General features: G+C 65.4%; 8 protein-coding genes. 2 read left to right on the top strand and 6 right to left on the bottom strand.

What is annotated here, in order from left to right:
- Positions 1–210 precede the first annotated feature (210 nt).
- Positions 211–1215 (bottom strand): YncE family protein, encoded by a 1005-nt coding sequence (locus HKL97_RS05100; RefSeq protein ID WP_291423088.1) that lies wholly within the window; start codon positions 1213–1215, stop codon positions 211–213.
- Positions 1216–1343: 128 nt separating this feature from the next.
- Between HKL97_RS05100 and HKL97_RS05095 the strand changes: the two genes are divergently transcribed.
- Together HKL97_RS05095 and HKL97_RS05090 are read left to right on the top strand one after the other, a co-directional pair.
- Positions 1344–2108 (top strand): alpha/beta fold hydrolase, encoded by a 765-nt coding sequence (locus HKL97_RS05095; RefSeq protein ID WP_291423086.1) that lies wholly within the window; start codon positions 1344–1346, stop codon positions 2106–2108.
- Positions 2105–3220, top strand: a complete 1116-nt coding sequence (locus HKL97_RS05090; protein ID WP_291423084.1) for an FAD-binding oxidoreductase — start codon at positions 2105–2107, stop codon at positions 3218–3220. Before HKL97_RS05095 ends, HKL97_RS05090 begins: the two co-directional genes overlap by 4 nt.
- A 72-nt stretch (positions 3221–3292) precedes the next feature.
- On the opposite strand, the gene phoB is transcribed toward HKL97_RS05090, so the two are convergent.
- The 5 genes from phoB to HKL97_RS05065 all read right to left on the bottom strand — a co-directional run.
- Entirely contained in the window at positions 3293–4000 is a 708-nt protein-coding gene (gene phoB / locus HKL97_RS05085; RefSeq protein WP_291423082.1) for a phosphate regulon transcriptional regulator PhoB, read from the bottom strand.
- The gene (phoU, locus tag HKL97_RS05080) at positions 3997–4725 is read right to left on the bottom strand and encodes a phosphate signaling complex protein PhoU (protein ID WP_291423080.1); all 729 of its coding nucleotides are present in this window, start codon (positions 4723–4725) and stop codon (positions 3997–3999) included. The genes phoB and phoU overlap by 4 nt, the downstream gene beginning before the upstream one ends.
- A gap of 12 nt (positions 4726–4737) precedes the next feature.
- Positions 4738–5541: a phosphate ABC transporter ATP-binding protein PstB gene (gene pstB, locus HKL97_RS05075; protein WP_291423090.1), complete on the bottom strand. Its 804-nt coding sequence runs from the start codon at positions 5539–5541 to the stop codon at positions 4738–4740.
- A 95-nt stretch (positions 5542–5636) separates the two neighbouring features.
- Positions 5637–5807 (bottom strand): hypothetical protein, encoded by a 171-nt coding sequence (locus tag HKL97_RS05070; protein WP_291423078.1) that lies wholly within the window; start codon positions 5805–5807, stop codon positions 5637–5639.
- The coding region (locus tag HKL97_RS05065) for a hypothetical protein (protein WP_291423076.1) at positions 5804–5994 on the bottom strand (191 nt) is incomplete at its 5' end. The genes HKL97_RS05065 and HKL97_RS05070, both read right to left, overlap by 4 nt.

The following is a 5994-nucleotide window of genomic DNA, read 5'->3' as shown; positions in this document are numbered from 1 at the left end:
GTGGCGCTGCATTTTGAGTATTCCACCAGCAAGGGCATGCCGGTTTGAGGACGGGGAACGCTCCACGTGGAGCGTTTCTGAAGAAGTTATTATAACGCGCTGTTAATGCAGCTTAATTTTTTGCTTGCGCCCCAATTTGTGCGGATTTGGTGCGAAAAAGCAACGATATGGCCGGTGGTACGGCCGCGCCCTCTGTCTTTATAAAATAAATTAGAGCCGTTCGGCGGTGAGTTCGCCGGGTTTTTGCATCTCGGTGTTAAGGAAGATGCCGTGCGGCGAGCGGCCGACGGGGATGGTGTCAAAAGCGCCGGTGAGCGGGTCCAGCACGGCGACGGCTTCGTTGAAGCGCAGGGCGATCCAGATTTTACCGTCCGGGGCGATGCCGATATCGTCCGGGCCGCCGGGGATGCGGTAGTCGCGTTTGACTTCCAGGCTGAGCGGGTCGAGCGCTGAGAGTGTGCTGCCGACGCGGTTGGAGACGTAGAGGGTTGAGCCGCCGGGCGAGAGGAAGATGTTGTGCGCGCCCTCGCCGGTGGCCTGGCGGCGGGTGATTTGGCCGGTCAGCGGGTCAGCCTCGACGATGCCGTTCTCGCCCATGATGCAGACCAGCAGCTTGCCGTTGTGCCAGAGTACGCCGGCGGGGGTTTTGCCGATGGGGACGCTCCAGCGTTCGGTCATGCTCGCGAGGTCGAGACAGACCAGCGTGTTTGATTTCTGCATGGAGTGGAAGCTGAAGCGGCTGTCGGGCGAGAAATCCAGATGGCTTGGGAATTTGCCGGATTTGAAGCGTTTGACGAGTTGCAGGGTGGTGGAGTCGTAAACGTCGACATAATCGAGCCGCAGGGCGTTCACCACCAGGTATTTCTGGTCTGGCGTATAGGCGAGCTGGTAGGGGTCGGCGATGCGGATATGGCCGAGCGGGGCGGCGGTGAGGGGGTCGAAGATGAAAAGCGCGTTGCCGCTGGCGTCGGAGACGTAGAGTTTTTTGCGGTCAGGCGTGAGGGCCCAGTGGCTGGGCTCGCGCAGCATGGGCAAGGTGTTGATGACTTGCTTGCTTGTCATGTCAATGACCGAGACTGTGGCTTCGCCGGAGTTCATCACCATTGCCAGGGGCGGCGGCGCGCCCGCCTGCGCGGGGGGGGATGTTTCCGCCAGGGCCTGGGCGGGCAGGAGCGGCAACGAGAGAAGCGAGAGGGCGGTGCGGCGCGTGATCATGCGCGCTGATTAGCCTTTTCCGGCCGGGTTGCGAAGTGCGTGCCGCCGGTGGTGGGGGCTCGCTGTGTTCATGGCTGCTGTTCGGGCGGGCGCTTGAGATTATTCGCCGTTGCGGCGAAGGTGCCTGCATGATTCTGAACACATTGATCTCGGGCGAAGGTCCGCCGCTGGTGCTGCTGCATGGTTTGTTTGGCGCGGCGAAAAATCTGGGTGTGCTGGCGCGCGGGCTTGGTACCCAGGCGCGGGTGATTGCCATGGATCTGCGCAACCACGGCGATAGCCCGCATGGCGCGGCGATGGATTTTGCGGCCATGGCGGGGGATGGGGCCGAGACGTGCGCGGCGCTGGGGGTGGCGCGCGCGCGGGTGGCCGGGCATTCGCTGGGCGGCAAGACGGCGATGATGCTGGCGCTGTTGCGCCCGGAGCTGGTGGAGCGTCTCGCGGTGCTGGATATAGCGCCGATGCGCTATGAGCATGACTACGACGATTATGTGAAGGCGATGCAGGCGATTGTGCTGCACCCGGGCCTGAGCCGGGGCGAGGCGGATGCGGCGCTGGCGGGGGTGGTGAAGGCGGCGGAGATGCGGGCGTTTCTGCTCAACAACCTGAGCCTGGGTGCTGTGCCGCGCTGGCGAGCGGGGCTGGCGGAGATCGGCGCGGCGATGCCGCAGATATTGGGCTGGAGCGAGCCGCCGGGGGTGGCGCCTTATGGCGGGCCGGCGTTGTTTTTGCGCGGCGGAGAGTCAGACTATGTGCCCGCGCAGGCGGGGGCGGAGATAGCGCGCTTGTTTCCGCGCGCGGTGGTGGAGACGGTGGCGGGCGCCGGGCATTGGCTGCATGCCGAAAAGCCGGCGCAGGTGCTGGCGAGTTTGCGGGGGTTCTTTTTTGAATGAGTCAGACGTTTGATGTGATTGTGATCGGCGCCGGGATGGCCGGGGCGAGTGTGGCGGCGGGGCTGGGGGCGACACATAATGTGGCGCTGGTGGAGGCCGAGGCGCAGGCGGGCTACCACACCACCGGGCGCTCGGCGGCGATTTGGGTGCGCAATTATGGTCCGGCGGATGTGCGTGTGCTCACCGGGTTGTCGCGCGCGTTTTTTTTGAATCCGCCCGCGGATATTGGCACGGACCGGCTCGCGGTGGGGCGCGAGATTATTTATTTGGCGCCGCCGGAGCAGACGGAGGCGCTGGACGGGTTGATCGGCCAGGGGTTGGGGATTGAGGAGATTTCCCTGGCCCGGGTGAAGGCGATGGTCCCGGCGCTGATAGAAGGCTACGCCGTGCGGGCCGGGATAGAGCGGGACGGTTTTGATATGGATGTGGCGGCGCTGCACCAGTTCTACCTCCGCCGGGCGCGCGCGGCGGGCGGGCAGCTGATGTTGCGCAGCCGCGCGGGGCGCATTGAGCGCAAGCATGGCGCCTGGGAGGTGGAGACGGCTGCCGGTGTGATTTTGCGGGCGCCGGTTGTGGTGAATGCCGCGGGCGCCTGGGCGGATGAGGTGGCGCGGATCGCGGGGGTGGCGCCGCTCGGCCTGGTGGCGTGCCGCAGGACGGCCGCGATTATCGACCCCGCGCCCTATGCGGTGGAGCACTGGCCGATGGTGCAGTCAGCCGTGCATGACTGGTATATTCGCGCCGAGGCCCGCACCAGGCTGATGGTGACCCCGTGCGATGAGACGCCGATGCACGCGCATGATGTGCAGCCCGATGAAATGGATGTCGCCATCGGGATAGACCGCATGCAGAAGGCGCTGGACATTCCGGTGCGCCGGGTGGAGCGCGCGTGGGCGGGGCTGCGCACCTTCTCGCCTGACCGGAGCCTGGCTTTTGGCTGGGAGACGGCGGTGCCGGGGTTTTTCTGGTGCGCGGGGCAGGGCGGCTATGGCATACAGACCGCGCCGGCGGCAGGCGCGCTGGCGGCGGCGATGGTGAAGGGGGAAGATCCCGGGCCGGCCGCGGGGATTATTGCCGCGATCGACCCGATGCGCTTCCGGGGGAGGACATAGGGTAGAGCCGGGAAAAATCCCTCAGGATGGCGCCGGTTCGCGGGGGAATGACCGCCCGGCTGGGTATGGAGTTCAGAGGGCTGCCTCAAGATCCAGCGCGTAGCCGGCGGCGCGGATGGTGCGCACGATGTCAATTTCGCCGGGGCCGTTGATGGCTTTGCGCAGGCGGCGGATGTGGACATCGACGGTGCGGGGTTCGACGTGGATGTCGCGCCCCCAGACGGCGTTGAGCACATCCTCACGCGAGAAAACCCGCTTTGGGTGGCGCAGGAAGAATTCCAGCAGGCGGAATTCAGTGGGGCCGAGGTGCAAGGTGCGGCCGTTGCGCTGCACGCGGTGGGAGGCGGGGTCCAGCGAAATGTCGTGGAAATTCAGCTTCGCCTTGGTGGGCACGGAGCCTGCGCGGCGCAGCAGGGCGCGGATGCGCGCGATCAGCGCCTCGGTGGAGAAGGGTTTGGTGATGTAATCGTCGGCGCCGGTGTCCAGGCCGCGCACGGCGTCCTGTTCCTCGGCGCGGGCGGTGAGCATGATGACCGGGAGCGTGCGCGTGGCGGGGCGGCGGCGGATCTGGCGGCAGACTTCGATGCCCGACATGGTGGGCAGCATCCAGTCCAGCAGCACCAGATCGGGCGCGGCCTCGGCGATGCGGTTCAGCGCTTCGCCGCCGTCGCCGGCATCTTCCACGCGGAAGCCCTGCTTTTCGAGATTGTAGCGCAGCAGGGTGACCAGTGGCGCTTCATCCTCGACGATGAGGATGTAGGGTTTGTTTTGATCGCTCATTGTTGCCCGGTGGGGTTGGCGTGGACGTAGGCGGAGGTCTGGTCGCCCTTGGGGCGGAAATCGGGCAGGGATTCGCCGGTGACGGCGTAATAGGTCAGCTCGGCGATGTTGGTGGTGTGGTCGCCGATGCGCTCAAGGTTTTTGGCGATGAAGAGCAGATGGGTGCAGGCGGTGATGCTGCGCGCGTCTTCCATCATGTAGGTGATCAGCTCGCGGAAGATGGTGTTGTAGAGGTCGTCCACCGCCTGGTCGGCGCGCCATACGGCGATGGCTTTCTGCGGGTCGGCCTCGCCCACCGCGTCAATGCTGGATTTGAGGTTTTGCTGGACCAGGGCGGCCATCTGGCCAAGGCCCGAGAGCGAGAAGCGGCTGGCGGCCTGGCTGATGACGATGCTGCGCTTGGCGATGTTGGCGGCATAGTCGCCCACGCGCTCCAGATCGGTGACGACCTTGAGCGCCTGGATGACTTGGCGCAGGTCATCGGCCACGGGCTGGCGCAGGGCCAGCAGGCGCACGGCGAACTGCTCGATGGCGCGCTCTTCGGCGTCAATCTGCGGATCGTGTTCGATCACGCTGGCGGCGAGATCGGCATTACGGGTGAGCAGCGCGGCGGCGGCGTCGGCCACGGCGCGTTCCACCAGCCCGCCCATGACGGCGATCATATCGCGGAGTTTTTTCAGGTCAGCTTCGAAGCTGGCGACGATATGCTTGGGTTCATCGGGCATGATGCTGCTCCTTTAGCCGAACCGGCCGGTGATATATTCCTGCGTTTTACGTTCACGCGGGGCGGTGAAGATCTGCGTCGCGGGGCCGGCTTCCACCAGCTCGCCGAGATAGAAGAAGGCGACCTGGTCAGCGCAGCGCCCGGCCTGCTGCATGTTGTGGGTGACGATGACGATGGTGAAGTCGCGCTTCAGCTCGTCAACCAGCTCCTCGATCTTCAGCGTGCTGATGGGGTCCAGCGCGCTGGTGGGCTCATCGAGCAGCAGCACTTCGGGCCGCACGGCGATGGAGCGCGCGATGCACAGGCGCTGCTGCTGGCCGCCGGAGAGGCTGAGCGCGGAGGCGTGCAGACGGTCTTTCACCTCGTTCCAGAGGGCGGCGCGGGTGAGCGCCCATTCCACACGCTCATCCAGCTCGGGCTTGGAGAGTTTCTCATGCAGGCGCACGCCGAAAACCACGTTCTCGTAGACGGATTTGGGGAAGGGCGTGGGTTTTTGGAAGACCATGCCGACGCGCCGGCGCAGCTGGTGGAGGTTCAGGCCCGGGCCGATGATGTTCTCGCCGCTGAGCAGCACCTCGCCCTCGGCGCGCTGGCCTGGGTAGAGGTCGTACATGCGGTTGAGCACGCGCAGCAGGGTGGATTTGCCGCAGCCGGAGGGGCCGATCATCGCCGTGGTCTGGCGGTCGGGGAAGTCTATGTTGATGTTACGCAGGGCGTGATTGGCGCCGTAGTAAAAATTGAGATTGCGAATGGAGACCCGCGCGGCGCTGGTTGGAGCGTTGGGGGTGAGTGGCTGGGGCAGCGCCGCTTCAGGCATAATGGGACTCGCTATTTCCATCTGCGCCTCCATAGGCGCGTTTCATGACAGTAAGATGACAGTACCGTGAAGTTTCCGTGACAGGAAGGGGTGGCTTACGGGGGGTTGGCGCGTCTTTGCCACAGATAGGCGGGAAGGGCCACGATCCAGAGCAGGAGAACAGCCAAGGCCCAGGCAAGAGGGCGGGCGGCGCCGTGGCGTTTGGCGTCACGGTGGACCAGCACGGCGCTGACCAGGGCGATCCAGAAGAAGGGATGAGTGATCATCGGATGGCGTCCACGGGGAGCGGCGGGTGTGCGTGTGCCGCATAGAATGCCAGCAGCGGCGCGGGGTTGAGGCCGGTGAGGCGGGCAATGAGGCGGATGGCGTGGACCCAGTTCTGTTCCAGCCGGATGTTAAGCCCGCGTTGCTCGGGGGCGGGCATGCGCATGAAGGCGGCAAGCTGGACGGCAT

The organism is Acidocella sp. (assembly GCF_013044125.1).
Classification (GTDB): domain Bacteria; phylum Pseudomonadota; class Alphaproteobacteria; order Acetobacterales; family Acetobacteraceae; genus Acidocella.
The sequence above is the reverse complement of the archived record's forward strand: the minus strand, read 5'-3'. Positions and strand labels throughout refer to the sequence as shown.

Bases quoted from the DNA above. Each gene is read 5' to 3' on its own strand.
- HKL97_RS05100 (WP_291423088.1), bottom strand. From the start codon at position 1,215: ATGATCACGCGCCGCACCGCCCTCTCGCTTCTCTCGTTGCCGCTCCTG.
- pstB (WP_291423090.1), bottom strand. From the start codon at position 5,541: ATGCCTGAAGCGGCGCTGCCCCAGCCACTCACCCCCAACGCTCCAACC.
- phoB (WP_291423082.1), bottom strand. From the start codon at position 4,000: ATGAGCGATCAAAACAAACCCTACATCCTCATCGTCGAGGATGAAGCG.
- HKL97_RS05070 (WP_291423078.1), bottom strand. From the start codon at position 5,807: ATGATCACTCATCCCTTCTTCTGGATCGCCCTGGTCAGCGCCGTGCTG.
- HKL97_RS05090 (WP_291423084.1), top strand. From the start codon at position 2,105: ATGAGTCAGACGTTTGATGTGATTGTGATCGGCGCCGGGATGGCCGGG.
- phoU (WP_291423080.1), bottom strand. From the start codon at position 4,725: ATGCCCGATGAACCCAAGCATATCGTCGCCAGCTTCGAAGCTGACCTG.
- HKL97_RS05095 (WP_291423086.1), top strand. From the start codon at position 1,344: ATGATTCTGAACACATTGATCTCGGGCGAAGGTCCGCCGCTGGTGCTG.